Annotated in this window: 23 protein-coding genes; 10 read left to right on the top strand and 13 right to left on the bottom strand. The window is 64.7% G+C overall.

The window, feature by feature from the left end; translation table 11 throughout:
* Nucleotides 1–255 (top strand): IS630 family transposase (locus GY937_28110; protein ID MCP5060579.1); only part of this gene is annotated, 255 nt, incomplete at its 5' end.
* A gap of 1 nt (nt 256) precedes the next feature.
* Here the strand turns inward: GY937_28110 and GY937_28105 are convergent.
* The gene (locus GY937_28105) at nt 257–1450 is read right to left on the bottom strand and encodes a hypothetical protein (GenBank protein ID MCP5060578.1); all 1194 of its coding nucleotides are present in this window, start codon (nt 1448–1450) and stop codon (nt 257–259) included.
* Nucleotides 1451–1553: 103 nt separating this feature from the next.
* On the opposite strand from GY937_28105, the gene GY937_28100 reads away from it, so the two are divergent.
* On the top strand, nt 1554–1835 hold the full coding sequence (locus GY937_28100) for a hypothetical protein (GenBank protein ID MCP5060577.1): 282 nt from the start codon (nt 1554–1556) through the stop codon (nt 1833–1835).
* Between the two features lie 6 nt (nt 1836–1841).
* Here the strand turns inward: GY937_28100 and GY937_28095 are convergent, their stop codons facing one another.
* Nucleotides 1842–3053, bottom strand: a complete 1212-nt coding sequence (locus tag GY937_28095) for a beta-lactamase family protein (protein MCP5060576.1) — start codon at nt 3051–3053, stop codon at nt 1842–1844.
* 64 nt (nt 3054–3117) lie between these two features.
* On the opposite strand from GY937_28095, the gene GY937_28090 reads away from it, so the two are divergent.
* Nucleotides 3118–4899 (top strand): MFS transporter, encoded by a 1782-nt coding sequence (locus GY937_28090; protein MCP5060575.1) that lies wholly within the window; start codon nt 3118–3120, stop codon nt 4897–4899.
* 22 nt (nt 4900–4921) lie between these two features.
* On the opposite strand, the gene GY937_28085 is transcribed toward GY937_28090, so the two are convergent.
* A complete protein-coding gene (locus tag GY937_28085; GenBank protein MCP5060574.1) occupies nt 4922–5395 on the bottom strand; it encodes a CBS domain-containing protein in 474 nt (157 codons plus the stop codon).
* A gap of 196 nt (nt 5396–5591) precedes the next feature.
* Between GY937_28085 and GY937_28080 the strand changes: the two genes are divergently transcribed.
* From GY937_28080 to GY937_28060, 5 genes are all read left to right on the top strand, one after another.
* The gene (locus tag GY937_28080; protein ID MCP5060573.1) at nt 5592–5978 is read left to right on the top strand and encodes a hypothetical protein; all 387 of its coding nucleotides are present in this window, start codon (nt 5592–5594) and stop codon (nt 5976–5978) included.
* Nucleotides 5979–5996: 18 nt separating this feature from the next.
* Nucleotides 5997–6335, top strand: a complete 339-nt coding sequence (locus GY937_28075; GenBank protein MCP5060572.1) for a peroxiredoxin family protein — start codon at nt 5997–5999, stop codon at nt 6333–6335.
* A 41-nt stretch (nt 6336–6376) separates the two neighbouring features.
* On the top strand, nt 6377–9415 hold the full coding sequence (locus tag GY937_28070; protein ID MCP5060571.1) for an alpha/beta fold hydrolase: 3039 nt from the start codon (nt 6377–6379) through the stop codon (nt 9413–9415).
* 2 nt (nt 9416–9417) lie between these two features.
* Nucleotides 9418–10755 carry a DUF2156 domain-containing protein gene (locus GY937_28065; GenBank protein ID MCP5060570.1) on the top strand — a complete coding sequence of 446 codons (1338 nt, stop codon included), beginning with the start codon at nt 9418–9420 and terminating at the stop codon, nt 10753–10755.
* Between the two features lie 168 nt (nt 10756–10923).
* Nucleotides 10924–11784: a hypothetical protein gene (locus tag GY937_28060; protein MCP5060569.1), complete on the top strand. Its 861-nt coding sequence runs from the start codon at nt 10924–10926 to the stop codon at nt 11782–11784.
* Here GY937_28060 and cyoE read toward each other — a convergent pair.
* From cyoE to GY937_28030, 6 genes are all read right to left on the bottom strand, one after another.
* Nucleotides 11781–12710: a protoheme IX farnesyltransferase gene (cyoE, locus tag GY937_28055; protein ID MCP5060568.1), complete on the bottom strand. Its 930-nt coding sequence runs from the start codon at nt 12708–12710 to the stop codon at nt 11781–11783. The two genes, GY937_28060 and cyoE, sit on opposite strands and share 4 nt — an antisense overlap.
* Before the next feature lie 8 nt (nt 12711–12718).
* Entirely contained in the window at nt 12719–14875 is a 2157-nt protein-coding gene (locus GY937_28050) for a hydrogenase iron-sulfur subunit (GenBank protein MCP5060567.1), read from the bottom strand.
* Nucleotides 14876–14879: 4 nt separating this feature from the next.
* Complete coding sequence (locus GY937_28045; GenBank protein ID MCP5060566.1) at nt 14880–15872, bottom strand: SCO family protein; 993 nt, start codon at nt 15870–15872, stop codon at nt 14880–14882.
* A gap of 2 nt (nt 15873–15874) precedes the next feature.
* Nucleotides 15875–17497, bottom strand: a complete 1623-nt coding sequence (locus GY937_28040) for a cytochrome c oxidase subunit I (protein ID MCP5060565.1) — start codon at nt 17495–17497, stop codon at nt 15875–15877.
* Between the two features lie 133 nt (nt 17498–17630).
* On the bottom strand, nt 17631–18158 hold the full coding sequence (locus tag GY937_28035) for a cytochrome c oxidase subunit II (protein ID MCP5060564.1): 528 nt from the start codon (nt 18156–18158) through the stop codon (nt 17631–17633).
* 149 nt (nt 18159–18307) lie between these two features.
* Nucleotides 18308–19759: a hypothetical protein gene (locus tag GY937_28030; GenBank protein MCP5060563.1), complete on the bottom strand. Its 1452-nt coding sequence runs from the start codon at nt 19757–19759 to the stop codon at nt 18308–18310.
* A 134-nt stretch (nt 19760–19893) separates the two neighbouring features.
* Here GY937_28030 and GY937_28025 point away from each other — a divergent pair, with 134 nt between their 5' ends.
* Nucleotides 19894–20325, top strand: a complete 432-nt coding sequence (locus tag GY937_28025) for an Rrf2 family transcriptional regulator (GenBank protein ID MCP5060562.1) — start codon at nt 19894–19896, stop codon at nt 20323–20325.
* A 246-nt stretch (nt 20326–20571) separates the two neighbouring features.
* Here GY937_28025 and GY937_28020 read toward each other — a convergent pair whose 3' ends face one another.
* The 4 genes from GY937_28020 to GY937_28005 form a co-directional block, all read right to left on the bottom strand.
* Nucleotides 20572–21003 carry a DUF420 domain-containing protein gene (locus tag GY937_28020; protein MCP5060561.1) on the bottom strand — a complete coding sequence of 144 codons (432 nt, stop codon included), beginning with the start codon at nt 21001–21003 and terminating at the stop codon, nt 20572–20574.
* An 82-nt stretch (nt 21004–21085) separates the two neighbouring features.
* The gene (locus tag GY937_28015; protein ID MCP5060560.1) at nt 21086–21781 is read right to left on the bottom strand and encodes an ABC transporter ATP-binding protein; all 696 of its coding nucleotides are present in this window, start codon (nt 21779–21781) and stop codon (nt 21086–21088) included.
* An 11-nt stretch (nt 21782–21792) separates the two neighbouring features.
* Nucleotides 21793–23055 carry an ABC transporter permease gene (locus GY937_28010; protein MCP5060559.1) on the bottom strand — a complete coding sequence of 421 codons (1263 nt, stop codon included), beginning with the start codon at nt 23053–23055 and terminating at the stop codon, nt 21793–21795.
* 9 nt (nt 23056–23064) lie between these two features.
* Nucleotides 23065–24279: an ABC transporter permease gene (locus GY937_28005; protein ID MCP5060558.1), complete on the bottom strand. Its 1215-nt coding sequence runs from the start codon at nt 24277–24279 to the stop codon at nt 23065–23067.
* A gap of 567 nt (nt 24280–24846) precedes the next feature.
* On the opposite strand from GY937_28005, the gene GY937_28000 reads away from it, so the two are divergent.
* Nucleotides 24847–25026: a hypothetical protein gene (locus GY937_28000; protein MCP5060557.1), complete on the top strand. Its 180-nt coding sequence runs from the start codon at nt 24847–24849 to the stop codon at nt 25024–25026.
* Nucleotides 25027–25130: the final 104 nt, after the last annotated feature.

The following is a 25130-nucleotide window of genomic DNA, read 5'->3' as shown; positions in this document are numbered from 1 at the left end:
CGCTTTCATGTTCACTTCATTCCGACCAGCAGTTCTTGGCCCAATGTCATCGAACGCTTCTTTCGCGATCTGGACGCGAAACGGCTACGTCGCGGAGTGTTTCAGAATGTTCCCGAACACATTGACGCCGTGATGAGCTACGTGGACGGACACAACGATGATCCCACTCCCTTCGTCTGGTCCAAGACAGCAGAAGAGATCATCGAAAAGGTTGGCAGAGCCAGGCGCGCGCTGGATAATGCCCCAACAGCGTGAATCACATCACTAGCTCTTCGTATCGAAGAGGCAGCCGTGACCGCAGCGGTACCTCGATCACCTCCACGGCACCGGGCGGCAGGCTGCGGATCGCCTCCGTCACACCAGGCTTCAGATCCCGGCCGGCGTGAAAGCGCGCCTCCAGCTCGAGGGGACGCTCCAGGGAATTCGTCACCTCGAAGCGTGCCACACCCTCCCGGAAGGTCCGGCCGTTGCCACGCAACGGCAGAGCGACGACCGCGCCTTCCAGCGCATCCACGACCACCCGCAGATCCGCCGTCAGGACGTCGGTATCCTGGATACCGTCGAGCTGGACGTTGGCAATCACGGGCTCCTCATGGTCCATCCGAACGAATGCCACGTGATCGAACTCGCCCCAGGGAAGACCGCGCAGCTGGCTTCCCCCGCCCGTCGTCGCGAGCGTGATGAACTGCCGCCCGCGCCGGACGTGGCGGGTGTAGCGATGCGTATGACCTGCGAAGACCGTGTAGCCACGTTCGCCCAGGAGTTCCTCTACCCGCAGCCAGTCCGGGTGGATCTGTGGCGAGTCCCAGAGCGGCTGGTGGACGACGACGAAGGTCCAACGCGCATCGGCATTCTCCGCGAGCACATTCTCGACCCACGCCATCTGATCGCTCTGGCTCCATGGCCCGGGCAACGAGCTCTTGGGGTCGTGCACCATTCCGAAGAGCTCGCTGTTCATCATCACGAAGAGCGCGCCCTTGTAGCGGAAGTGATAATACGAAGGCCCGAAGCGCTCCTGCCAGGTTTCCGCCATCACCGCGTTGCTCATATCGTGGTTGCCGGCGGCGTAGAAAAAGGGCATCTGCAAGCCGTCGACGAAGCCCTCGAACTCGTCCCACTCCCTGGAGAGACGGGCGGGATCCGCCGTATAGCCCTCGATCAGATCTCCCACACTCAGTACGAAAGCAGGCTGGAGGAGGTTGAGCTTGGGCATGGCATCCGCGAACACATCGGCCCGGTGGCCTCCCGTCCGATCGGAAACCACCGCGAAATGGAAGGCCTCGGGCGCATCCAGGGGTTCGAGCCCGGTCCACGGCACGGCGGTACCGGGCGTCTGCACCTCGATCCTGGCCGGGGGTGCGGCCTCAGCCATCCACTGCATGCCGAGCTGGGCGCAGCCGCCCAGCAGGAGCAGGGTCAACGAAACGAAGATCAGGGATCGGGGCGTCATGGTGGCCTCCTCCAGAAGCGGGCGATCTTACCAGACCCGCTCCCAAGCTTGCGCTGCCCCGCCTCCGTCCTGCAAACTGTCGGGTCATTCCAAAGGAGCCCCGATGCCGAGTGTGATTGCGACGATCAAGGTGAAAGAAGACAAGATCGAAGAGGCCAAGGCCCTCTTCGCGAAGCTGGCCGCCAACACGAACGCCAACGAAGAAGGGACGCTCGCCTACATTCCCCATCAGCAGAGTGGCGAACCGGCAACCTTCATCTTCTACGAGAAGTACAGCGATGCGGCGGCCTTCGCGGCGCACGGCGAGAACCTGAAGGCCGTGGGTAAGGAGTTCGCGGGCGTGATGGCCGGGCCGCCGGATGTCGTGATGATGGAAGAGCTCTAGGAGGCGTCAGGGCCCGCGCTTGTCGGCGGCCCGGATGGCAGCTCCGCCGATTCGGGCAATTCGGGTATCGCCGAACGGCGTTCCGACGCCGCTATTGACGGTGAGGGCCACAGCGAGTTCGCGGGTTGGATCCGCCCAGCCTCCGGAGCCGCCGAAACCGAAATGCCCGAACGCACGAGGTGCCCGCGCGCCGACCGCGAAGACGCGGTGGTAGCCGAGCCGCCAGCGCATCGAGACGGGGATCACCCGACCCGCGCCCTCGTTTTGAGGTTGCGCCGCGCGTTCGACTGCTTGCGTTGAAAGGATACGTACACCATCCAACGCACCGCCCCCCGCCAGACACGCGTAGAGGCGAGCCAGGGAGCGGGCGGTGAACATTCCGTTGGCTGCCGGGATCGAAGCGGCTCGGAAGGTCTCACCGTTCCAATCCAGCTCTGCCATGCCGGCGGGAACCAGTGCGGCCAGGGTGTCCGTGGGATCGTAGGCAAAGCCGAGGCGGGCCAGCCGATCTCGCCATCGCTCTGCACCACGATGGATCTTCGAAGTGCGTCGTTCGGCCACCTCCGGAGGGTCATCGAAACCGGCGGCCATCAACTGGGCACAGCGACCCTGTTGCTCGGCCGGAACACCACAGTAGAGCCCGTCGAGGCCCAGCGGCTCGGCCAGTTCGGCAGCAAGCAGTTCAGAAAAAGACCTGCCGTCGGCGACACGCTGGACCAGTTCTCCGACGAGCCAGCCGTAGGTGAGGCCGTGGTAGCCGTGGGCCTGCCCGGGCGTGTGGCGGGGCTTCGCCGCAGCGAGACGTTCGACCATGATCTTCCAGTCGAGCATATCCCGGGCGTGATCCACCATGTCGGTGATCGCAAATAGCCCGGCCTCGTGGCATAGCAGGTGGCGGACCTCGAGATCCTGCTTGCCCGCGGCCGCGAACTCGGGCCAGTAGCGAGCAACCGGCGCATCGAGCTCGATCAATCCACGATCCACGAAGAGATGCAACAGCGTTGAGGCCACGCCCTTCGTCGTGGAGAAAGAGAGGCTCAGGGTATCCTCTTCCCACGGGCTTCCGGCGGTGTCGCGGGTGCCCCCCCAGATATCGACGACTTTCTCGCCCTTGTGGTAGACGCAGATGGCCGCGCCGCCCGGCGCCTTGCGTGGCACGATGCGACGCAGTGCTCGTGCGACGCTCGCGAAATCCGGGTGCAACGTACCGTGAAAAATAGGCATGATGCGCTCTCAATAGCCCATTCTCGGCCGTCGCGTCTGGGGTAGCGTCAGCTGTAGCATGGCATCCCCGCCCTCGGCACCCACGGCCTCCAAGCAACTCCCGTTCGGGCAGGTTCTTGCCTATGGAGCGCCCAGCCTGGCCAGCGTGGCGATTGCCGTCGTCATGGGCATCCACCTCCCGATCTTCTACAGCGACACCGTCCTCGTGCCTCTCGGCGCCATCGCCCTGGTCAAGGCCGTGGTCCGAGCGTCGGATGCGCTCACCGATCTACCGATCGGCTGGTTGAGTGATCGCACGCGCACGCGCTGGGGCCGACGCCGCCCCTGGATCGCTGTCGGCGCCCCCTTCGCGGCGGTCTCCTTCTGGGCCCTCTTCTCTCCCCCTGCCGATCTCGAAGGCCTGGCGGCCATCTCCTGGCTGGCGATCACCTATGCGCTCTTCTACGTCGGCCATACCGCCTACATCATTCCCCACTACGGACTCGGCGCCGAGCTGACCGACGATCACCACGAGCGGACCCGCATCTTCGGCTGGCGCGAGGCCTTCGTGATCGTCGGAACGCTGATCGCCGCCCTGGCGCCCTCAATCCTGGAAGGAATCCTGGGCAGTACGCGGGCCGCCTTCGCCGGGTTCGCGACGGCTGCAGCCATTCTCCTCGTCGTCCTGTACTGGAACCTCGTCCGGGTCATCCCCGAACGGTTGGAATATCTGAAGCGGCCGACCAACCCGCTCGTCCCGGGCATTCGCCGATCCCTGCGCAACCCGGTCTTTCGCATCGTGCTCGTCGCCCATGCCGTTCACGCGATCACCGCCGGAATACCGCCGATCATGACGCCGTACTTCCTGAAGTACGTCGTGCAGCCCGAGAACTTTCCGTTCTGGTTCGCCGCGTTCCTGGGAGCCTACTTCGGCATGGCCTTTCTCACGCTGCCCCTGTGGATCCGGCTGGCCCGGATCCGCGGCAAGCGCTTCGCGTGGATCGCCAGCATCGTTCCGGGCGTCGTGGCCTTGTTGGCTCTCCTGTTCATGGGGCCAGGTGACGTGATCCCCGCCGCACTGATCTTCGGCTTCGCCGGCACGGGTTTCGGCCCGTCGATCTTCATCACCCAGTCGATCCTTGCGGACGTGATCGACTACGACGAACTCCATACCGGCCACCGCCGGGAAGCCCAGTACACCGCCTTCTGGTCCTTCCTCCAGAAGTTCGCGGTCATCCCGAGTGCATCGATCCCCCTGGCGATCCTCGCCTCGGCCGGCTTCGTGCCAAACGTTCCGCAAAGCGATGCCGTGCAGCTCGCGATCCGCTCCATCTACAGCATCGCCCCGGCGGTGATTGGCCTCATCACGATCTTGATCGCCCGGCGCTACCCGCTGACCCAGGCCGTCCACGAGGCCATTCGAGAAGGCATCACCCGCCACGAGAATGGCCTGGACGCAGCCGATCCCTTGACCGGACAGAACCTTCCGCCGCCGGGCGACGCCGTGCAAGAAGAGGCCGGTTGGTTCCTCGATCACTTCTCCCAACGCGAACTGGGCTGGTTGGCGAATCGTGGCCCGGGCGCCGTGCAAGCCAGCGCGTTGATTTCAGTTCTCGGATCGGTCTTCGTGCTCGCCCTGGGCGGCACGATGGCCCTCAGCTGGCTCGGTGGCGTCGAAGAACCGCCGGGGGTGGGCGCCGTGCTCTGGATCGTTGCGGCGGGTTTGGGCCTCTCGGCCGGGGTCTTCCACGGCATTCGCCTCGTCGCCTCGCGGCGGCTGCGGAGTGATGCAGGTGAACCCGAGCAGATCCGGAGACATCTCGCGGCCACACGACACACCTGGCAAGAGGACTCGACATGAGGCCATGAAGAACGGTCGGTGGTCACCCCTTCGAATCCGCCAGGCCGCCGAGAAGATCCAGGCTGGAGACGAGGCCCACCAGCTCTCCACCTTCCATCACCAGCAGACGATGAACGCGGCGTTCCACCATGCTCCGGGCCGCAGCCGAGAGACTCGCGTCCCCCCCGATCGAGAGCACTTCGGATGTCATCAGCTCGCGAACCTGGACGGCACTGTGACGTGCGCCGATCGCGATCTCGATCTCCTTGTCCAGCTGAGCGCTGCGCTGCTCGGAATCGAACGCCTCGAAGTACCAGGAGGAGTCTTCGAAGCGCGAGCGCTCCAGTTCGAGTTGGCGGATGACATCGCTGCGAGAAATGACACCTACGACTTTCCCATCATCGACGACCGGGGCGCCGGTGATGCGGTTCCGCGAGAGCACCTCCTCGAGCCGAGGGAGCGTGTCGCTCGGTCGAACCGTCACGACTGCACGCCGCATGACATCGGATACCTGCATGCCACGAACTCCTTCCCCGACCCCTTCTCTGACCGGGAAGTTGCAACCTCCGTGCCCGGGCTCGGGTGCCCAGCGGATCCGGGGCCAAAGGAGAGGCCCTCTGCGGTCCCTTCCGCCCCGATCAAGGACAGTTCGCCCCAGCGTTCCGCGTCGGCCCGGGCACGCTACCCTGGTACCTCGCGCCAGAAGGAGTCATGTGAGCGCCACAACCCTCGCCCTACTCGGAGCCGCCCTGCTCGGCGGCGCGCTCTACCTCTGGTTCCGGATGATGAAGGAAGTGGCCCTGGAAGGCCGCCGATGGATCTCCGTTTCGATGGTCGGCGCATCCGTTCTGTTGGCGATCGCAGCCTTCAGCGGAGATCCCGGCCTGGTCCCGGGCATCCTGGCGGGCACCACTGCAGCTCTCGGCGCGGGCTTTCTCTTCCTGGTGATGCTCTCGCCGCAGTCCAAACAACCGCCGGCCTTCGAGTTGGGCAGCCCCCTGCCTGATTTCGCCGCGCCGGACGAAAACGGCCAACCCTTCGCAATCTCGAGCATGGCTGGAATACCCGTCCTGCTGAAGTTCTTTCGGGGCCATTGGTGACCCTATTGTGTCGCCGAGTTGCGGCGATGGGAGGAGCTACGGCCCGAACTCGACAAGATGAATGTCCAGCTCATCACGCTTTGCACCGATAGTCCCGAACAGATTCGCAAGGGGAAGACGAAACACGGCCTCCAGGCCGTGATGCTTTCGGATCAGGATCTCAGCGTGACGCGCCGATTCAACCTCGAAAACACGGCAAGAATGGTGAAGCCGCCGGGCGTCGTAGGGTTGCCGATCCCGACCTCGATCCTCACCGATGCCAGCGGCGTCGTTCGCTGGATCGACCAGAGCGCGGACTACCAGGTGCGTTCGCAGCCGGATCGCGTGCTCGCAGCATTGAAGGCGGCACTTCCCTGAGCCGACCGAACGACGGCAGCCAGAAATCGGAGACGAGGGCGATGGCGGAAACGAAACCGGCGGAACGAGGCGATGCGACTGGCGGCTTGCTAGGCGGATTGATCGCAGCGGTCCAGAACGGCCTGGAGATCGCAAGGTTTGGCGGGCTCGAAGAGCGCGAGCCTTCGCCCCATGAGGTCGTCGAAGAAGGACGGCACCACCGGCTGCGACACTATTTTCCCGGTCAACGCTCGGACGCTGGACCGGCCGCCCTGCTCGTCCCGCCGCTGATGCTCTCAGCCGAGGTCTGGGACGTGGCTCCCGAGTCGAGCGCAGTCGCGGCGCTCTTCGAGGGTGGCGCCGATCCGTGGGTGGTCGATTTCGGCTCACCAGAGACCGAAGAAGGCGGCCTCGATCGGACCTTGGAGGACCACGTCGTAGCCGTCAGCGAGGCGGTGGATGCCGTGCGCGCCGCGACGGGACGCGACGTCCACCTGATGGGCTACTCCCAGGGAGGCATGTTCTGCTACCAGGCGGCGGCCTACCGCTGTGCGCTTTCGGATCAGGATCCCGGCGTCGCCTCATTGGTGACGTTCGGCAGCCCGGTCGACATGCACCGCAGGCTTCCCTTGGGCGTACCGGCGGATTTGATTGCCGATCTGATCGACAACCTGAGTCGCGCACAAGCTTCGATCTTCCCGAATGGTATTCCCTCGTGGGCAACCCGCCTGGGCTTCCAGCTGATGGATCCGGTCAAGACGGTTCAGCAGCGCATCGATTTTGCGAAACAACTGGCAGACCGCGAAGCCCTCCAGCAACGCGAGGGCATGCGCCGCTTTCTCGGGTCCGAGGGTTGGGTCGCCTTCCCGGGGCCCGCACTCCGGGACGCGATGAAGCAGTTGGTCGCCCACAACCGCCTGCTGCAAGGTGGCTTCGTGATCGACGGGCACAGCGTCACTCTCGCGAGTATCCAGTGCCCGATCCTCGCCTTCACGGGAACCACCGACTCCCTGGCTCCGGCCCCTACCGTGCGAGGCATCGTTCCGGCGGCGCCCCAGGCCGATGCGTTCGAGGTCAGCCTGTCCGCCGGCCACTTCGGACTCGTCGTTGGCTCCCGTTCGATGGAGATCACGTGGCCGACGGTCTGTGGATGGCTCGAATGGCAGGAAGGCCGGGGGCGGCTCCCAGAAGTCGTCACACCGATGGCAGCACCACGCGACCGGGAGAGTGGAACCAGCACAATCGACAACGTGACCGAAGGCCTGAGCGTGGCATTCGACCTGAGCCGAGATCTGCTCGGGAATCTGCCGAAGCTTGCGAGCCAGCAGGTCGGGTTCCTGGGCCGGATGGCCGAAACGATCTTTCCTCAGCTCCCGCGCCTCGGACGCCTCGATGACATGCGCCGCGACACGGCTGTCAGCATGGCGCAGGCCCTTGCGGAGCGAGCCAAGAATTCGCCCGACAGCACATTCTTCCTGTTCGAGGGCCGCGCCCATAGCTACCAGGCCGCCAATGAGCGCATCGACAACATCGTTCGCGGTTTCATTCAATGTGGCGTTCGTCAAGGTCAACACGTCGGCGTGCTGATGGACACACGGCCGAGTGCCGTGGCGGCCACGGTGGCACTCTCGCGGCTCGGCGCCGTTGCGGTGATGCTCCAGCCAGATGTCCCGCTTGCGGCCCAACTTGCCGTGGCTCCGGTAGACCATCTCCTGGCCGATCCAGAGCGCGGGGCGGCCGCCGCCTCGTCCTACGGAAGCGACGTACTCGTCCTCGGTGGTGGTGGCGATGCGCGGGAGCTCGGGCCTGGCCTGATCGACATGGAGGCCATCGATCCGGCGCAGGTCGCCCTGCCCGGATGGTACGAGCCCGACGTGGGGATGGCCGGCGAGGTCGCGATGATCTTGATCACTGGCGACGGGGACCGGCTGGGAATCAACCGCGTGACGAACCGACGCTGGGCGACTTCCGCCTACGGGACAGCCTCCGCCTGCGCGCTCGGCCCGGGAGACACGGTCTACTGCTGCTCGCCCACGTATCACGCAACGGGCATCATGGTCTGCGTCGGAGGAGCTCTCGTAAGTGGTGCCCGCCTGGCCATGGCGACACCGAGCGCGGCTCCGGGTGCAGAGCTCGGCCACGTCGATCTCGACCGGTTCTGGGGCGACGTGCGACGCTACGGCGTGAACGTCGTCGGTTATAGCGGAAGCATGCTAGGCGCGTTGGTTTCCGGACCAGAGCACCCCACGGAACGCTCTTCACCGATCCAGCTCTTTGCCGGAAGCGGAATACCGAAGGGCATCTGGAAACGCCTCACAGCCCGATTCGAGAACACCCGGGTCGTCGAGTTCTTCGCCTCGACCGAAGGCAACGCGGTACTGGTCAACGTGACCGGCCGAAAGATCGGCTCGGTGGGACGACCCCTCCCCGGAGGCGCCGAGCTCTCCGTGGCGGCGTGGGACCTGGATGCAGGTGAGCTGATTCGAGAAGAAAGCGGCCTTGCCAAACGCTGCCCACGCGGCGAGATCGGCCTGTTGCTGGCCCATGTGGACCGGGGGCGCGGCGAGATGGTGGGACGGCCGATGCGCGGGGTCTTCGAGGCGGGGGATGCGTGGCTCCGCACAGGCGCCCTGATGCGCGTCGACAAGGACGGCGACTACTGGCTCGTCGATACCCTGGCAAACCTGATCCAGGGGCCAGCCGGCGCCGTTCCAGCGCTTCCGATCGAGAACGTGCTCACGACAGAGCTCGAGTTCGTCGACGAGGCCGCGGTCTACGGCCTGAAGCTGCAAGGCCTCGAACACGAGGTTCCGACGGCCGCTCTCACCTTGCGTGCCGGCAGCAAGCTCGACCCCCTCGCACTTCGAAGGAAGATCCAGAATCGCCTGGTCGGGCCCCATCGCCCGCTGGTGATACGCGTCCTCGCCGAACTCCCCAAGACCGCCGGCCAGCGCGTGTTCAAGGGACCTCTGCGCGAAGAGGGTCTCGGACTCGAGGCAGGCGGCGGTGAGACGTTGTGGTGGGCTCCAGGCGAAGAAGCCTATATGCCGCTTTCGCCCGGCGACGTCGAGCAGTTGATCGAGAGCGTACGGAACGGCTGATCATGAAGATCGAGGACCGTGTCCTCGCATTGCTGAAGCTTCACAGCCGTCACACCACGTCCTTCCAGATCCTGGAGCCGGGCTACCGGTACTGGTTCGATGGTGACGACGCGTGTGTGGCCTATGCGGATACTGGCCGCGCGTGGGTCGCTGCGGGCGTGCCCGTGGCGCCCGAACGCAGACTGGCCGCAGTGACGCGGCGATTCATCGAAGCGGCGGAGGCCCACGGACGAAAGGCCCGCTTCTTTGGCGTGGACGAAGCCTTTGCAGCGACGACGGGCCTGCAAAGGACGCATATCGGGGAGGAGCCCTACTGGGATCCCAGCGCCTGGGATCGGGTGCTCGCCAGCTCGAAGAACCTCCGAGAGCAGCTGCGACGCGCCCGCGCAAAGGGCATCGCGCTCCGTCCCGTGGCTGCGAATGAGATTTCCGACCTGCAGAGCCCGACACGCACGGGAATCGACGTCCTGATCGCCCGTTGGATTGCCTCCCATGCACTCAGCGAAATGAAGTTCATGGTGTTGGTGCATCCCTTCAGCCACCCGGAGGAGCGTCGCTACGTTGTGGCCGAACGCGACGGCGTCGTGATCGGCTTCGCTGCAGCCGTTCCCGTCTACGGCCTCGAAGGATGGTTCGTCGAGGACGTGATCCGCGATCCGGACGCTCCCAACGGAACTGCCGAATCCCTGGTGGATGCCATGATGCGCCTGCTCGCTGCGGAGGGCAGCCGCACAGCCACCCTCGGCCTGGCTCCCCTGGCAGGCGAGGTGAATACCGCTCTCCGCCTGACCCGGAACTACACGGCCGCGCTCTACAATTTCGGCGGTGTCCGGGCCTTCAAGGAGAAACTACGCCCGGCTCGCTGGGAGCCGGTCTACCTGGCCTATCCGCATGATCACCTGGGGCTCTGGGCGATCCGCGATGTGCTCTCGGCCTTCGCGCCAGGCGGCCTCCTGCGATTCGGCCTGAATACGCTGATTCACGAACGCGGCCTGGCCACATTCGGTTTGTGCGCGTTGCTCACCCCCTGGACGATTGCGATCGCCCTTGCCCCGGAAGGCATCTGGTTTCCGTCGCGCGCCGTACAGTTGGGCTGGGTTGGTTTCGACGTCGTGCTGATCGCATTGCTCGCCACATTGGTGCAACGCTGGCGCCCATGGCTCGCCAACTTCCTGTTCTTGCTGACGACCCTCGATGCAGGGCTGACCCTGCTTCAGTTCCTTACCTGGAACCTGACGCGCACCCATGGCCTTGGAAGCTGGCTCCTCGTCGTCGCGGGCGTTCTGGGGCCGCTCATTGCTTCCGCATTCTTCTTGGCAACCAGGCGAGTCGCGATGTGAAGCAAATTGCCCCTGGCCCGAGCGCGATCCGCCGATCGTTGACCCCACCGGGTTCCGCTGCATTGCCCGTGGCCTTCGACCCGGATGACCAGCGGTCGCCCTGCCCCATGACGGAAGCCGATGGTTTCACGATCATCTCCCACCGAACCACTGGCGGAGACTGCGACGATGGCGGGAAATGAGAGCAGGACGGGCCCGGACGCCAGCCTCCTTGCGAGCCCGAACGGCTTTCTCCTCGAGTTGGCGGCGTTGGTCGCGATTCTCGTCGGTGGGGCCGTGTTGCGATACTGGCTATCGACGGTGATTCCGTTCGACGGTTCGGAGTTCGAGCTGCTTTCCGAGGCCTCCCACCGGGACCGCGCCATGCGTGCGCCATTCGCCATGATGAACGGCGCAAGCCTCTTCTGTCTCTATCTGCTGATCCGGAAGGCCGCTGGCCCGGAGGCCACGATCGCGGGGCTGCTCGTGCTTCAGACGAGCATGACTTTCCAGGAGCAGGCTCTACGAATCAACTGGCTCGCCGTGCCCGTACTGATCTCGATGATGGCCCTGACCTACTGGCGACTCATGCGGCCGAGTCGACAGCTTCCGCAACGGTTCGCGTACCCTCTTCTGATCCTGGCTGCATTGCTGGGAATACGAGGTCTCTACCTCGGAGTCACGCTCCCTGCGCGAATGAACGAAATCCGCACCTCCGAGATCGCCGATCCAGAGATCCTGTTCGATTCCCTCGTGGCATGCGGCGGAGACATCGTCACGAGCCTCGAGACACTCGCGGGCTGTGATCTGGCCTGGCCCGAGCAGCGGTCCCTCGAGCAGCAAGAGGCCCTGCTTGGGCACGCACAACTCCTCGGTGCCGACGCAATCTACCTGGACGGCAACACGCCCATCCAGGCAGGCGGCCATCAACAGATGGCGGTCTACGATCCGGGTGGCGTCGGCTTCCTGGCCGTCCCAGATGGCCCCCTCCTCGAGATCGCCCTACGCCGGGTGCGCGCCGAAGCCGTGCATTTCTTCGAGGGGCGCTAGGCGAACCCGCGCAAGAGCAACTCGATCGTCATCACGCCCAGGAGGAGGGCCATGTACACGATCGAGAATCGGAACACACGTCGATCATCCCGATCCTTGCCCGTCTTGATCGCTCGCGAAATGGCGAGGACGAAACCGAGCCCTCCGACGAGCGCGGTCGTCGCATAGACCGGCCCCAGAGGGCCCGCGAACCAGGGCACGAGGGTCACGGGGACCAGGGCAAGCGCCCAGAGAAGACTGTGGATCCGAGTCGAACGGGCTCCGACTACGGCCGGCAGCATCGGAAATCCGGCCAATGCGTACTCGTCACGGCGGAACAGGGCGATCGCCCATACATGGGGAAGCTGCCAGACGAAGACGATCGCGAAGAGTGCAAGCCCCCAGAACCCGATCGCTCCATCGACGGCGGCATCTCCGATGAGGGGCGGTGAGGCGCCAGCAACGGCTCCGACCACGGTGCTGAGTGCACTGCGCGGCTTCACCCACGCGGTGTAGATCACGAGGTAGTAGAACAGACTGAGCGCACCGACCCCAGCGGCCAGCCATCCACCAGAGGCCAGGAGCACAAAGGTTCCCAGGACCGAGATCGTTACGCCGAAGCTCAGGGCCTGGGCGGGGGACAATTCTCCTGTTGCAAGGGGCCGCCCCCGGGTGCGTTCCATGCGCGCGTCGGCACTGCGCTCGTACCAGGCATTGAGGGCTCCACAGCCCCCGCCTATCAACGTCGTTCCCAACAGGACCCCGGCGATCGCCAGGGCATGAGGCCACTCCGGCCCGTAGAGCAACGCGGGCGGCACCGTCAGCAGGACCAGCCCGAGGACACCCGGTCGGGTCAGCGCGAGGTACCTTCGCGCCGAGGCCGCGAAACCCACTGGATTTCCTTCGGAGATCCGGGTCGGTTCTTCGGCGTGTACGGAGACCGGCACCTGCCCGGCTACTCCCATGCGAAGCCGGTGATACGGTCGAAGGTCACCACGCGGCGGGCGTCGTCGCTGAAAACCAGCGTTTCCTCCGTCGCATGCTGCCATTCGGCGAGATCCAGGGAATTCCCGATTTCCACGCGCACCCGGTGCTCGCCCAGGGACATGGGGATCACCTCGACAGCGACACTGCTCCCATCGCCCCAGATCCCCGTCGGCGGATGGCTGGTAGCTTCCATCGGTTTTCCATCGACGGTGACGCGCAGACGCACGGGCGCACGCCTCCGCTCGCATTTCTTCTCGCGTCGCATATGGATGGGGAGCTCGGCCAATTCTTCGGGCGTGAACTCGTGGCAATCCTCGCTCACCATTCCTGGCTGCTTGAGGGTCACGACGAGCTCCGAGGCCTCTGTCGGCGGCGGGGCATAACCAAGGTCACTTGCCACACCGAGAGTCAGGGCGAGAACCAGCCCGAGTGCGAGAGCCGTAGCACCCGCAACGGCACCACCCGGCCGTACCTCTTCCCGGCGAGTGCCGGACTCCTGGAAGGCGCGAGCCGCCGAGAGGAACGCCTTGCCGCGGGTCCGATTCAGCGCGAGCACGAGGATCCGGTCGGGGTCGACCTTGTCGACGCGAAGCGAGGGTGAGCGACTTCCCTCGAGCCTGGCTGTCAGCCACTCGTCTCCTTCGCGGCTGCGGCAATCGCCGGGAGCACAGCCCGCGATGACGACACCTTCGGCGCCGCGGCGCAGGAGCCGCTCGACCGTGAGCATGTGGGTCCAGGCCGCGCAGGGGAGCCGAAGGACGTGGAAGCCCGGAAGCTGGTCGCAGCGGCCGGTGGCATCGTCGACCTCGAGGATGCCGGCTGCAGATTCGGCGCAAACCAGCGCGACGAAAGGCACCTCCCCCGCGTCGCGAGCCTCATTCACCCACGCCTCGAGCTGCTTCCTCTGATCGGCCACAGCAAGGTAATCCAGGCCGATCGCCACACTGTCACAGGAACCGGCACACACGCCACAACCGGTGCAGAGCGCCGGATCCACATGGGCCTGGATCGGGAAGCGCATCGCCTCATCCTGGCGCGGAATCATGGAGATGGCTTCATAGGGGCAATCTTCGTAGCACTGCTTGCAGGCGTTGCACTTTGGACCGTTCACTTCGGCCGGCCTACGGCCGCCCGCGGACAACAGCCAGGGCACCGCCATCAGCACACTGCCTCCGACCAGGAGCCCGGCCCACAGAGCGCCGCCATCCAGACGATCGGTCAGTACCAGAGGCAGCAGGTACCACCAATCCATGCTGAAGGCTTGCGAGATCGCCGTCATCTGGGCTTCGGCAGCGTTCTCAGCTGGAAGGACGATGCTAAGCAGAACCAGCGAGCCCACGGTCCACAGGGTCAGCGGCGTCCGGGTCAGGAAGCGGGGGCGCGACAGACGCGTCAGGTGGATCCACAACAACAGGAATGCCGCTAGCGGCAGAAGCATGTGAACGAAGAAGACCACGAAGAAGAGCAGCGAATTCACACTGCCATCGGCCAGGAAGGATCGACCAAGGGGATCCGTGAAGATGGGCACGACGTCGAGGACGCGAGCGGTCCCCACAGCCACCCGGTGGGCGCGCTCGTCCCAGACCAGCCAGTAGCCGCTCCAGCCCACGAACCACAGGACTCCCATGGAGAGGTTCCCCGTGACCCACGCCAACCATCGCGGTCCGGTAAAGCGGCGTTCGACGAAGACGCGCAGAGCGTGCACGATCCCAAAGAACATCGCCGCATCGGAGCTGTAGCGATGGAGGGATCGCACCAGCCCCGCGGTAAAGGGCGAGTTCGTCATCGCGGCGACCGACTCGTACGCGAAGTGGACGCTGGGCCGGTACCAGATCAGCAGGATGATCCCGGTCACGGTGGCGATGATGAGGGATGTAATGGCCACCGCACCGGTCTGCATCATCGGATTCAGGGGCTCGGGAAGGAGCCGGGTGAGCAGCCGATCGATGTAGAGGAATGTGCGCTCGGGTACACGCAGCAACCACTCGCCGTGGACCTGCGGCGTCAGCGGCGCTTCTTCCTTCATGGCCCCCGGCTGAGTTCCCAAGCCGGGCACGCCAAGCGCTAGAGCCGAGCCCTCATCCGGCGCCATCGAAGATCCGCCACCGGTATCCGATTCCGTCATCGCGCTAGCTCGCCGCCGCGGACTCGCCGAGCAGGAGGCCAACCGCCTCCACGAGCCACCGTTCCTGCCGGTCACCCAGGGTGAACCGATAAGCGAGCTTTCCAGAGCGATCGACCAACAGGAAGAGGTTGGCGTGCTCGATGATGCCGGTCTCCGGGTCTCGACGGCGTGAGATTCCCATTCGATCGAGCGTGCCTTCGACGACGTCCGGCTCACCCGTGGCGAACTGGTAGGTCGGTAGCGCCAGTTCCTGCAATTCGGCGAACTCGGCCAATGCCGCGACCGTATCGCGCTCCGGATCCATGGTGACACCGATCACCCGCAGATCCTCGAGGGGCGTATCCGGCGGGAGCGCGGCAATCGCACGTTTGGTCTGGGCGAGGATCAGCGGACAGGTGTGCGGGCAGCTGGCGTAGATCGCCGTGACGAGCACCACCTTCCCGCGCAACTCGGCCAGGTCGACGACCTGGCCGAGTTGATTCTGCAGGTGGATCTCAGGCGGATTGAGCTGTGTGCGCAGGGACTCGGCCGGGAAGGCAATCGGCGCCGATGACGCCCCCGTCGGTTCGATTCCGAGCATCACGAACGAACCCACCACACAGACCACCGTCACTGCAGCGCTGGCGATCGGCCCGACGAACGCCCTGGGCGTGGCAAACAACTCGCGAAGCGCGCTGCCCCACACCAACGCGACAGCGGCGCTCAGGACCAGAGGCCCCGCGAGCAGCGCCGACACGTATCCGTAATCCGCCTGGCCGGTGACCTGATTGTACCCGTAACACCAGACGCGGAATTCCTCCGCGAAGGCGCCCAGGCCCGTATCAGCCCCAGGTAGCCATAGCAATGCCAGGAGAGCCCCCTCGTACAATACGAGGAGAGCCAGGGCGAATGCGCCGAACCGGCCGCCAACGAGGAGGTCCGAGAACCCGTTGACGAGCCCGACCAGCCCCTTTCGCGGCCGCCCTGCAGCAACCTCTCCCAGCGAAACCTGGCTCACCGCTAGCGCACCTCCCACACGTCGGAGAGCCACTTCCAGTTGGCGAAGTAGTAGACCGCGAACGTCAGCAGGAAGATCAGGGCGAGCACGACGGTTCCGGGCGCCTCGTGATCTTCATCTTCCGCGACGTTCTCGTCCTTCGTCGACTCCGCGACCGATTGTTCCGTATGCCACGCCTCCATGGGCCTGCCCGCATTGGAGCGCCCAAAGAAGACCGTCCCCACGACGAGCAGGATGAACATGAAGAGCCCGGTGGTCGCAACGACCGCTCCGACGCCGAGCACCGCAAGCCAGAGATGGGCCGCGGAATCGAAGCCAACCGCGAACTGGGCACCTGTGAAGTCGATATCCCAGTGACGACGCGGCACGCCGAAGCTACCGGCGAACGACATGCCGAGGGCGGCCATCGTGATGCCGCCACCGAACACCCAAGGCTGGATCCGGCACCATGACTTGGCGAGGAAATCGCGCTGGAAGAAGAGCGGCACCACGTAGTACGTGACCGCCATGAACGCGAGCGTGGTCCCACCAACGACCGTGACGTGGAAGTGTCCAGGAATCCGGAGCGTATTGTGGGCCATGATGTTGATCTGCTGGGTGCCGAGAGTGACGCCCGTGATGCCGCCACCGAAGCCGAAGATGATCAACGACAAGAAGAAGCCGGAGAATCCGGGGTTCGACCAGGGCGCAGCGGCCAGCCAGCCGAACAAGCCACGCTTGTGTCCCTTCTTGCGCATCGCCACCTCGACCGATGCAGGCACGGTGAACCCGTGGATCATCGAGGCGAGGACCGCCAGATACATCGCGTAGGACGTGTTCCAGATCTTCCATCCAGCGCTCACGCCAGGATCCACCAGGATGTGGTGGGCGGCCGCAACGTTGATGAACAGGATGTAGAGCACGAACGCGCTGCGGCAGACGGCCTGGTTCAGCGGCTTGGAACCCACGGTCATCGTGCCCAGGAAGTACCAGATGGACACCATTGCGCAGACGTTCACCTGCTGGGACATATGGCCCAGCCCCCACCAGGTGATGCGATACCAGGCTGCGTCGATGGTTTCGATCACACCCAGCGACCACAGGAAGGTCGGGATCATGGTCACGGCACCGTGCAGCAACGTCACCACGGCAATGATCGCCGCGGCCGTCGCACCGAACACGACCAGGGGTACCGTGCCTTCGTAGGTGTGATCACGTTTCGCGATGTAGATGGTCGCGAAGTAGTTGATGACACAGACGAGCGTCCCCACTGCCACCAGGATGATTCCCAGGTAGAAGGCAGGATGGGCCTTCAACGGCACGTACGAGGTGACCAACACATCGCTGGTACCCGTGAAGACGGCGATGTTCACCATGATGCCGCCGACCACCATCAGGATGAATCCGGCCCACGCAGCCTTCGCCGAAGCCAATCGGCTGTTCAGCAGTGTCGTACAAGCAAAGTAGAGCACGGCCATTTCGAAATTCAGCATCCAGAAGATCAGCATGTTCAGGCCATGCACCGTCAGGATCCGGTAGTACCAATTCACGTCCAGCAGATGAACGGCTGGCCAGCGCGTCAGCCCCAGCAAGATCGCTCCGATGCCCCCGATGAGCAGGAAGACGACCGCAACGACCGCGTGCATCCGGATGAACTTCTGTGCCGTCAGACAAACCGGCAGACCGGTGGTATCGCAGCTGCGAACCTCGCTCGCCAAATGATTGCCCGAGGGCGGACTCTGGGGAATATCTCCCCCGACAGTGGTTGTCGTCACTTCCCTACTCCTCCACGATGATTCGGCCGCTCATCAAATGATGGCCGACGCCGCAGAATTCGTTGCACACGATCGAAAACTCACCGCTCGTCGTCGGGGTGATCGTAAGCACGTGGTCATAACCTGGAAGAACCATGAAATTCATGTTCAGCGGCTGCAACGAGAAGCCGTGCAGCAAATCCATCGACGAAAGGTGAATCCGGTAGGTCTGCCCCATGCGCAGCTTCAAGATGGGAAGCCAGGTCCACATCTGGGCTTGCAGGTAGGCATCGCCTCCAGGAGCCGGCTCGACCACGGGCATTCCATTGACGTCACCAACTTTGTTGGACGCGATGAACTGCTGGACGCGCTGGCTGTAGGCGGCGGGCGTTACCTTGTAGCCCTCTCCGGTGGAATTCTGCTTGCCGAAGAAGTGCCAGTAGGGCATGGCCAGGAACATGATCATGCACCAGATCAGGGCCAACCCGACCCAGAGACGCTCGGCGCCTTTGGGCTTCTGGAACCAATTAGCGGGCGGTGTGTAGATACTCATTTCTTCCTCGTATCCTTCAGGGCAACGGAGCCTGAGGAAGGATCAACAACTCGACCCAACCCCACACCGTGTAGGAAACGGTTGGAACGACTACCCCGATGACGAGGAGCAACCAGGGATTCTCCATGAGTCTCTCGAGTGCCGACCGTTCATCCGGCCTTTCGGGCGCCATACTTCCACCTCCACGAGCTCTCTGCGAGCTCCGTTTCTTCTCGGGACGCTACGCCGCGCCACCAAACGGCAGCACTGACAACCAGAAATATCACCCCGCCGGCGACGGCGACGAAGCCACCGACACCCATGACTCCGAGCCCGATGGTCTCGGCCAGGCTGCGCCCGGCCTGCTCGGCTCCGTAGACCTTGCGGCCCATCCCATGAGCACCCGCGAGCGCGAAGCCGGCGGCGAATAGAGCCATTCCCGAACCGTAGATCGCGGGCTGCCAGGACGCCGCTCGGCGAAGCCACGGGCCAGGCAGGGACAGGCGAACCGTTCCGAGGATCAGGTAGGCGGCCGCCATGAACGCGACCGTCACGGCGCCGACCGACGCGTGGTAGTGAGCAGGCACCATCGTATTGGATCCGCGGATCGCGGCGCCGAGACCAAATCCGAGCAGGGTGAGACCGGCACTCACCAGGAAAGCGGAGATCCGAGGCTCGGCCAACGCTCGCCTCTTCAGCTCTCCCGATCGCACGGCCCGCACGAGCGCCGTCACGCAGAGGACGAGGAAGATGCTCGTTACCGGGAAGAGCCCCCAACGCATGAGCTGGGTGAAGCCGTTCCGATAGCCACCCGTCCAGGTGCCCTGCAGAGCGAGCAATGGCGAAATCAGCCAGGGCACGATCATCGCGAGGAACAGGATCCGAGCCGCGCCAGTGCTGACCGGGGAAGTACCGAGCGCGGCTGTCAGCAGGATCAACCAGACGGAGATCATCGAGATCGTGCTGACCAGCTGCAGCACATGCCCGCCACCCCACATGCCGAGCTCGTAGTAGACCTCGACATCCACCCCCGTGGGTTGACTCAGGAACGCCGCAACGAAGGTGATCGCTGCGAGCATGAGACCGACAGCGGCGACGCGCAGGCCGGCTCGTGCGGAGGCCGGGATTTCCAGGCCTCCGCTCTTCCCCCCGGCATCCCGCAGCAGCCCCGGATCGAGCACGCAGGCAAGGATGCCGAGGCCGAACAAGATCTGCCCCGCGCCGAAGACCGCGTGATCGATGGTGGGGACGTAGTTGGAGAGAACGGGCTGACTCTCCGGCAGGCCGGCCCCGATGATCATCAGCACGGTGCCAGCCACGCCGAGGGTGGGACCGGTCCGGGCCGGCCAGCGTGCTGGTGCGTGCCTGGGAAGCAGGCTGAGCAGCGCCGCTACCAGCGAATAGAACCAGGCGATCAGCGCCATGTTCACATGGCCCACTAGGCAACGCTTGAAGAACAGCGGGTCCGTGACGAAGCGGTCGAAGGGAGGCATCCGCCCCACGACCACAGCCACGGCGAAGAGTCCGGCCAGAACGAGGACACCCATCGCAAGGCCCAACCATTGCCGCGCGAGGGCAGTCTCCACCACTTCGCCCGATCTCGCTTCCAATTGCTCGCTCAAGGCGCCCCTCAACTCGACCCGGAGACGATAGATAACTTGATCGATTTAGCTATCAATCGACACGGGCGTCGAGGTTCGACTCCGCACGCCGCATCCTGACTCTCGTCTGTCGCCGGATCTCGGAGAGCCCGTCGATGTTCTTGTCCCAGACGCCCGAGTATGCGCTTCGCTCGATGGCATGGTTCGTCGTCGCGGATCTCGATCGGCCGGCCGGCACCCAGGAGATTTCCGAAGCCACCGGCATTCCGCGGCACTATCTGGCCAAGGTCCTTCGGCGCCTCGTGCTGTCCGGATTGCTGGAATCCAAGAAAGGGCCCGGCGGCGGCTTCGCGTTGAGCCGCGCCCCCGAGGCGATCCGTTTCAGCGAGATCCTGGCGGCGGTCGACGCACTTCCGACGCCGGGCCGCTGTGCGTTCGGCTGGGGAGCCTGCAACGCCAGCCAGCCGTGCCCCCTGCACGAGGTTTGGAGCCATTTCGCCGAGCGGTGCCTGACGTGGGCAGAAGACACCACGCTTGCCCAGGTCAGCTCCTCTGGGACGTTGGACGTGAAGGATCACCTCCGCTGATACCTCCGGTTCGGAGGCTGAGCCGTCGGACCCCGCAATGTTCTCCTCCGACCGCATCGAATGCTTCCCGGGCCCCCGACACAGGGTACCCTGCCGCGTCTGTTCACGAATCGTGCCGAGGCGCCGAGCCACTCGAACCGCGTGTGCGCCCTCGCGAAGCCATCTCTGGTGAGTCCAGCCTACGGACTGCCCCAAACCGCCTCATTTTCTTGAGTCGAGATGGGCCGCACCGCCTCCGTCCCCAGGTCAGGAAGGGGGGCGCAGATGGTTGTTCATCCAGTAGATCACGACTCCGGTCACCTCGACGTAGAGCCAGATGGGAAGCGTGATCCGCGCGATCCAGCGGTGGGCGGGGAACTGCCCTCGGACGCCCCGAACGGCGGTCGCGATCACGAGAGGAACCACCACGACCGAAAGCAGGGTGTGCGTCCCGAGAATGACCACGAAGGCGGTCCGTACCCAGTCGTCCCCTGGAAACCGAGAGTGCCCGCGGATCAGGGTCTGCGCCACATAGGAAACGAGGAAGAGCGCCCCCATTCCCACGGCGCTGAGCATCAGCCGACGATGGCGCTCGCGGCGACCCTGCCGGATCGCGATGACCCCCGCGACGATCAACACCAGGATGACGAGGTTGAGAGACACACTCACGTGCGGGAGCAGATCTGCGATCGCGTTCATCGGGCGATCTGAATCGCGTAGCCGCGCGTCGTGGGTCGGGTCATGGAACTGCTCATGGTACCGTGGATGGAGGGGATCGGTGCTACGCCCGCAGTTCGTCTCGTTCGATCCGCCCGTCGACAACCCGGATCAGCCTGTGCGCGCGCTCCATCACACGCGGATCGTGGGTCGAGAAGAGGAAGGTCACACCACGCTCCCTGTTGAGCTGTTCCATGATGTCGAGCAGGTGGATTGCATTCTCTGAATCCAGGTTCGCAGTAGGCTCATCGGCGAGCGCGATCGCTGGGCGGGAGGCAATGGCCCGGGCGATGGCGACCCGCTGCTGTTGCCCCCCGGAGAGCTCATCCGGGCGGCGATCCTCGAGCCCCTCCAAGCCGACCTCCTTCAAGACGCTCATCACCTGCTCGCGTCGCGCTTGCTTGTCCGCGCCTTGAAGGGAAAGCACCATTTCTGCGTTCTCATAGGCCGTGAGCACGGGCATCAGGTTGTAGGCCTGGAAGACGAAGCCGATGCGATCCCGGCGCAGATGGCTGCGTTCGCGTTGGCCCATCGTACCGAGATCCCGCCCCTCGATGCGGACCGTCCCTGAACTGGGACCATCGAGCGCGCCAATCAGGTTGAGCAGTGTCGTCTTGCCCGAGCCTGAAGGCCCGGAGACGGCGGTGAACTCCCCGGGCTCGATGCGCAACGAGATGCCTTGAAGCGCGTGCACCTCGAGCGCACCCTGCCGGTAGACCCGCGTGACATCGATGAGTTCGACGATCGGTTGATTGGACACCACGGCCCCTCCTAGACCAGACGAATCGTCTCGGCTGGGTCGACATGGCCCGCCTTCCAGGCCGGGTAGACGCCGGCGAGCAGCGTCGCCAGAACACAGGCGCCGGCGATCAGCAACGCGTTCTCTGGATAGATATCGACGTACATCATGCTCGTCATCGCAATGCCCGCCACCTCGGCATCCGCTCCCACACCGGCGGCGGCCATCAAATCGAAGCCAACGGTGTTCAGGTACCAATACGGCCAGGCGGTGACGAGGACAGCCGCGACCATGCCAGCCAGCGCAAGCCACGTGCTCTCCGCCATCACGAGGCGTCCCAATTGCCCGGGACTCCAGCCAATCGCGCGCAAGATCCCGAACTCGCGCATCCGTTCCATCACGCTGACGAAGATCGTGTTGAAGATGCCCGCCGCCACCAGCAGCATGATGATCACCTCCATCACCCAGGTGCCGCCTACCTTCATCGCGATGAAACTGGCCAACTCCGGTTGAAGCCGATGCCAGGGGATGGCAGACACATCGGCTCGATTCTGTGCTGCGATCCGCTGGCCAAGTCGGGCGGCGACCCGGTCGGCCCCCCGTTGGTCTCGGAGGAAGACGGCCACTTGTCCCGCTTCCCCCTCCGAGTAGCCCAGGGCGGCGCGCACATCCCCGATGGGAAGCAACACCAAACGGCTGTCCACCGTCGGAGCGCCGGTCCGGAGCAGACCGCTGACGCGCACGGCCTCCTGGACGATCTCACCGTGCTTGTCCGTCAGCGTGTAGACCACCTTGTTCCCAACGCCGACGTGGAGGCGCTCTGCCAACTTGGCGCCAAGCACGACCCCGCCTTGCTGAGCCTCGGTCCACGGCTCCCCTACCTCGATGGCCTCGAGAACGGAGAGCGTGTCCGCATCCTCGCTCGCTGAATCGAATGCGATGAAGGCTGCGCCCTGACTCTGGGCGGCAGAAGCCAGGATCATGTTGCCGGAGATGCGCGTCACCACCCGCTTCACTTCCGGATCGTCCGCAGCCAGCCCCGCCAGGAGACCGGCATCCGGAACACTGCGCGAGAGGGTCGGCGATTCCAGGTACTCGACGTGCTGGAGCGTCACATGGCCGCCGCCCATCCGTGCGGCCAGATCGATCATCTGGCGCCAGTTCGCATCGCCGAGCCCGGTGAACATCCAGGCAAAGAACGTCCCGAGTGCAATGGACGACAAAGTCAACAACGTGCGGCGACGCTGACGCCATAGGTTGCGCCAGGCAAGTGCGAAGAGATGGGGCCCTTGCATCGTCGGCTCCTAGCGGTGGTAGATGGCTCGCACCGGATCGATCCAGGCGGCCTTCAACGCGGGATACAGGACAGCGGCCGAGACGATCGCCACCAGGGCCCCGACTGGCGCCGCGACGACTCCGACACTCAGCTCGGCCCGCCAATGCGGATCCATTGCCATCCCCATGATCGACAATCCATCGACGCCGGAGAGCTCGATACCGTAGATCGCAAGGTACAGCAGGGTAGGCAGGCCAAACGCCAGGCCTACGGCGACCGAGATCGCTGTAACGATTCCCGCTTCGGCCAACATCAGGCCGAGGATCCCGAAGGGGCCAACCCCCAGGGCCTTCAGTACGCCGAGTTCGCGGATCCGCTCGAAGACGGCCATCAACATGGAGTTCAGAATCAAGACCGCGATTGCGAGATAGACGATGAAGAACATCGCCAGCATGGCCCCCTTGGCTGAATCGAGCAGGGAGGCCAGGGTCGGCATCAGATCTCGCCAGGTCTGCACATCGAGGCCTTTGGCGAGCTCTCGAACCGAGACCGCTGCCGCATCGAGTTCCACCTCGGCTGGGCGCCTCACCACGATCTGGTGCGCTCCGAGAGGTACCACGAAGAGCTCTCGAAAGGCTTCAGCGTTCATGAAGACGCCCGCCCTGTCGGTCGCGTCCCCGATGCTCTGCAGGACACCACGCACCTTGAAGAGATCCGCAGCCGTCGCGCCATCCGCGCCTTGACTGAGCACGACGATCTCCGCGCCGGGCTCGACGCCCAGCATACGGGCCAGGCGCCGGCCGAGCACCACACCTTGCGGATCCGCCGGGTCGAGCCAGCTGCCTTCCATCACGTGCTCGTGGATGCGGCTCACCAGGGCGTCGGCGGCTATGTCGACACCGCGAAAGGAGACACCGGCGCTCGACTCATCCGCCGCGGCCATTCCCCAGGCCAGCAGGCGCGGAGTGGCCCGGAAACCCTCCGATCGGAGCTGTTCCAGCAGCGCTTCCGGGGCATCGATTCGCGCGTACAATGAGGGATCGTCCCGGTATTCGCTGGCGTGAACCTGAAGATCCCCGATCTCGAGATCGAGGATGCCCTGTTCCATGTCGCGCATATAGCCAGCGACGAGCCCTGAATACAGGATCATCACCCACAGGGCGAAACTCATGGCAGACACCGTGACCATCGTCCGGCGCCGGCTCCGCAGCACATTCCGCCACGCGGTCTTCCAGATCTCCACGCCCGAAGGCTAGCGCCGCCGCCCGACGAGCGGGCGGCGACACGGACTCAGCGTCCGGCAGCCTTCTGGACCCGTTTGAACATCCGTTTCGCGTCGGCCTGGGCGACCTTCGTCAGCTTCTTCCACTGACGTTCGCCATTGGCCTCGAGCCGGCCCAGATGACGGGAGGCGTCCCGGACGACTCGTGTGAGCCGCCGCCGCGCGTCACGTCCTGCCGACTCGACCTGGCGCTCCACGGCCGTGAGTTCGCGCTCGACGGCCTTCGAGAACTCCTTGAAAGACTTCGGGAGCTCGTCCTTCAGCGTCGTCTTCTTTCGGGCCGTCTTCTTCCGCGCGACCTTCTTGCGGGTCGTCTTCTTTCGGGTCGTCTTCTTGGCTGCCATGATTCCCTCCACTGGTCGTTCGACGGGCCCAGACACACTGACGGTCGGACCCCGCCCATGCTTAGCGTGGTTCCCAGATCGATGCTGTCCACTGCCCGGGTTCTCCAACTGCCACAGCAGCTAACGTTCCCCGCCGCTCCTGCAGCCGCCTGCAAACCCCCTCGCCGTTCGGTATTCCCTGGGAATGTTGAGCCCTGCCCAGCTCGTCTCTTTCGAAGAAGATGGCTTCGTTCGGCTGCCGGGAGCCTTCTCGGGGGAGTCCGCAGGGGCCATGGTCGAGCGGGTCTGGGAGGCCCTCGGCCGCCGCGGCATCGACCGCGACGCACCCGAGTGTTGGCGATCACGAGAAACCGTAGAAATCTGATCATCTAGCCGTGGTCGCGCGCGAGTGCTGGTTTCTCGTCAGAACGGCGAATCGGTGTCGGTCGGATCGGTGTCGAGTTCGCGATCGAGAGCCGCGAGGTAGTG

It is taken from the genome of bacterium (assembly GCA_024228115.1).
In the GTDB taxonomy this organism is placed as follows: domain Bacteria; phylum Myxococcota_A; class UBA9160; order UBA9160; family UBA6930.
The sequence above is the reverse complement of the archived record's forward strand: the minus strand, read 5'-3'. Positions and strand labels throughout refer to the sequence as shown.

Bases quoted from the DNA above. Each gene is read 5' to 3' on its own strand.
- GY937_28105 (MCP5060578.1), bottom strand. From the start codon at position 1,450: ATGACGCCCCGATCCCTGATCTTCGTTTCGTTGACCCTGCTCCTGCTG.
- GY937_28035 (MCP5060564.1), bottom strand. From the start codon at position 18,158: ATGAGTATCTACACACCGCCCGCTAATTGGTTCCAGAAGCCCAAAGGC.
- GY937_28100 (MCP5060577.1), top strand. From the start codon at position 1,554: ATGCCGAGTGTGATTGCGACGATCAAGGTGAAAGAAGACAAGATCGAA.
- GY937_28050 (MCP5060567.1), bottom strand. From the start codon at position 14,875: ATGACGGAATCGGATACCGGTGGCGGATCTTCGATGGCGCCGGATGAG.
- GY937_28065 (MCP5060570.1), top strand. From the start codon at position 9,418: ATGAAGATCGAGGACCGTGTCCTCGCATTGCTGAAGCTTCACAGCCGT.
- GY937_28020 (MCP5060561.1), bottom strand. From the start codon at position 21,003: ATGAACGCGATCGCAGATCTGCTCCCGCACGTGAGTGTGTCTCTCAAC.
- GY937_28000 (MCP5060557.1), top strand. From the start codon at position 24,847: ATGTTGAGCCCTGCCCAGCTCGTCTCTTTCGAAGAAGATGGCTTCGTT.
- GY937_28090 (MCP5060575.1), top strand. From the start codon at position 3,118: ATGGCATCCCCGCCCTCGGCACCCACGGCCTCCAAGCAACTCCCGTTC.
- GY937_28070 (MCP5060571.1), top strand. From the start codon at position 6,377: ATGGCGGAAACGAAACCGGCGGAACGAGGCGATGCGACTGGCGGCTTG.
- GY937_28010 (MCP5060559.1), bottom strand. From the start codon at position 23,055: ATGCAAGGGCCCCATCTCTTCGCACTTGCCTGGCGCAACCTATGGCGT.
- GY937_28060 (MCP5060569.1), top strand. From the start codon at position 10,924: ATGGCGGGAAATGAGAGCAGGACGGGCCCGGACGCCAGCCTCCTTGCG.
- GY937_28025 (MCP5060562.1), top strand. From the start codon at position 19,894: ATGTTCTTGTCCCAGACGCCCGAGTATGCGCTTCGCTCGATGGCATGG.
- GY937_28040 (MCP5060565.1), bottom strand. From the start codon at position 17,497: ATGCACGCGGTCGTTGCGGTCGTCTTCCTGCTCATCGGGGGCATCGGA.
- GY937_28085 (MCP5060574.1), bottom strand. From the start codon at position 5,395: ATGCAGGTATCCGATGTCATGCGGCGTGCAGTCGTGACGGTTCGACCG.